Consider the following 2,528-nt stretch of genomic DNA (forward strand, 5'->3'; position numbering starts at 1 on the left):
CAGTCCCAGAGTTGGGCGCCAAGTTGGGTTCGTTTGATCGCGCCGTATTGGATCTGGCTGGCCAGCGAGGCGAGCACCTTGGTGAGGTCCAGCACCGCTGGTTCCCACACGTCTTCCGGGTCGAGCCGGGCGAAGAACACGGTCCCGGTGTAGCCGAAGTCGACGGTCCTGATCAGGCCTTCTCGTGTAGCGCAGGCGATCCGGGCCGAGGTGCCAAGACCCATGCCCGTCAGGAGAAGGTCGCGGCACTGCTCCAGAGTGCATCGAACGGTCGACCAGCCAGAGGAAACGTAGTACGTCCCCTTGGCCAGGACGCACCATTGCAGGGCCTTTTCAATCACTGGCTCCATCGTTTCAGGTCGGCTGAGCCAGACAGTGGGTTCCTGGGGGTCCATGTGGCCCTCAATGCAAAAGCCGGCGGTGAATCCGACGAGCTTCACATCGGTGTAGTCGACCGGATTGCGCTGTAGTGGCACGGCCCGGATGGTGCCAAATCCGCCTGCAGCCGCCAGTGCATCTCCCAGATCATCGAGGATTTTGTCGGCTTCCTCGGGCTGCTCAACGCCATGGATGGTTAGCACCGGTCCTCGCGGGCTGGCGGCGACGCCGCCTGGTGCAATTCTCGGGCCCGTGGGTAGGTCCAAAGTATCGCGAGTTTTCGTCAGAATCTCCTGGGCTTCCTGTGGGTCCAGAGGAGACTGATAGAGCATCCGCAGTGTTCCCATCTCGCGCCATTCGCTGATGATTCCCTTGGCATAAATGAGCACCTTGTCCATTTCGACTCATCTCAACTCGAGGCTGTAAGTGCCAGTGGTGTCATTGATCCCGGTGATTTCCAGCGTGTACTGCCCCGCCGGGAGATTGTCTATTTGTTTGTCGCCTTTGTAGCAGTAGCCGGAAGCCGGGCTGGAGCCGGTGCTTGTGTTGGTGATGCCGAACGGGGTAGCCAAGCCTTCCGCCGTCTCAATTACGTTTTGCGGCCATTGGGTCAGGAACGACCAAGGCATGTTCTCCTCGCCGAGGAACTTCACCCGCATCCAAGGTGCCGAAACGTTCGGGCGGCCCAGATAGACCTCGCGAATGTCGGAGCGCTTGAGCCCGCATTGTGGTTTGGGCCGACGGATTAGCCCTTTGATCTGACTGCTTCGGCCTGTGCGGTTGTCATGAGCAAAGGTTCGATGGATCTGCGGGCCTCCTCCAGTGTTTCAGGCTCCGGAAGGGGACCTTCAAACCAGGCCGCGAGGTCCGTGTGCTCAAGGATGGTCGAAGCGGCACCGGCGGGTTCTGCCTTCCAAATGGGCGGCAGCGGTGCGGGTAAATGGTGTCCGGGGCCGAGGAGTTGGACACCGAAGGCATCCGGAACAAGGCTGTCCATCAGGGAGCGGCCGACGCTCGCGTACTTGAGGTGCGGCCGTTCGGGCCAGTCGTAGTCTTGGAAGACGTCCCAGAGGGCAGTTCCCAGCCTAGATCGCTTAATGCAGCCATACTCTGCCTGGTCCGCCAGGGACGCGAGGAGTTCTGTCAGAGCAGCGACCGCCGGTTCCCAGCTTCGGTCCGGATCCAGACGTCCGAAGTAGACGGTGCCGCGATCGCCGAACTCAACACTTCGGATCTCGTCCGGCCCCGTAACGCAGGCCAGTGAATCCAGATTGATAGGAGTCGATCCCGTGGCCAGAAGTGCCTTGCGCTGTTCCGCTGTGCATTTCACGTAGGACCAGGCGGTGCCCACGTAATGCGTGCCCGACGGCAGCTGACACCATTCAAGAGCGGCATCGACGACGGCATCCATCACCTCAGGCGGGCTGATACGTCTGGGAGAACGAACTGGGTCTGTTTCGCCGAGCAGGCAAACCCCGGCGATGAATCCGAACATGTCCAGATTCGGGGCGCCGACGAGCGGGTGCTCATCGGGAAGAGGCCGAAGGGCGCCGTGAATGCCCTGGGCTTCCAAGCCGGAGGCCAGTGCGGCAAGAAGTCCATGTGCTTCGGCCGAGGAGGCTATTCCATGGATCGCAACGACGGCTCCCAACGGGCACGGGGCTACACCGCCTAGCCCCGTACCCGCGGCCGGCAGCTCCAGGGAAGCCCTAACGCGCTCCAGAGCCTCCACCGCCGCGGCTTCCGGCAGCTCTGACTCAAAATAGGCCCGAAGCACACCGATCTTCGCCCAGGAACGCACGATGGGCTTGGCGAACAACCGTATAGATTCCATAAAATCAGCTCAAATTGAACGAGTAGGGGCCGGAGGCGTTGTTGGTCCCGGCCCATTCCAGCACATAGCCACCGGCGGGCAGGTTGTCGATCTGTCTGTTGCCGCTGTAGCAGTACCCCGTTGCCGGAACCACTCCGGTGGTGGTGTTGGTCAGCGTCCACTTCATGTAGGAGGGGCAGCCCTGGTCCGCGAGGAACACCGACTGACCCCCGGCCGGGACCGTGAAGCGGTACTGGTCATGGGCGCCGGTGGTTTCCAGGTTCCCCGCACCCGTCCCCGGAACCCCGTTGGACACCGACACCGGCAAGGTGACATC

At 61.9% G+C, this 2,528-nt stretch carries 4 protein-coding genes; all 4 read right to left on the bottom strand.

Translation table 11 applies throughout. The annotated features are described in order from the left end of the window. Positions 1 to 776, bottom strand: a 776-nt coding sequence (locus LD110_RS23275; RefSeq protein ID WP_225502318.1) for a hypothetical protein, incomplete at its 3' end; no start/stop codon positions are given. A gap of 6 nt (positions 777 to 782) precedes the next feature. Then, entirely contained in the window at positions 783 to 1,037 is a 255-nt protein-coding gene (locus tag LD110_RS23280) for a hypothetical protein (protein ID WP_225502319.1), read from the bottom strand. An 86-nt stretch (positions 1,038 to 1,123) separates the two neighbouring features. Beyond that, positions 1,124 to 2,212: a hypothetical protein gene (locus LD110_RS23285; RefSeq protein WP_225502320.1), complete on the bottom strand. Its 1,089-nt coding sequence runs from the start codon at positions 2,210 to 2,212 to the stop codon at positions 1,124 to 1,126. Between the two features lie 4 nt (positions 2,213 to 2,216). Beyond that, positions 2,217 to 2,528 (bottom strand): hypothetical protein (locus tag LD110_RS23290; RefSeq protein ID WP_225502321.1); only part of this gene is annotated, 312 nt, incomplete at its 5' end.

Origin of the sequence: Arthrobacter sp. M4, from assembly GCF_020251205.1 — a bacterium.
GTDB lineage: Bacteria > Actinomycetota > Actinomycetes > Actinomycetales > Micrococcaceae > Arthrobacter.

Excerpts from the sequence above, each read along its gene's own strand:
- LD110_RS23280 (WP_225502319.1), bottom strand. The coding sequence starts at position 1,037 with ATGCGGGTGAAGTTCCTCGGCGAGGAGAACATGCCTTGGTCGTTCCTG.
- LD110_RS23285 (WP_225502320.1), bottom strand. The coding sequence starts at position 2,212 with ATGGAATCTATACGGTTGTTCGCCAAGCCCATCGTGCGTTCCTGGGCG.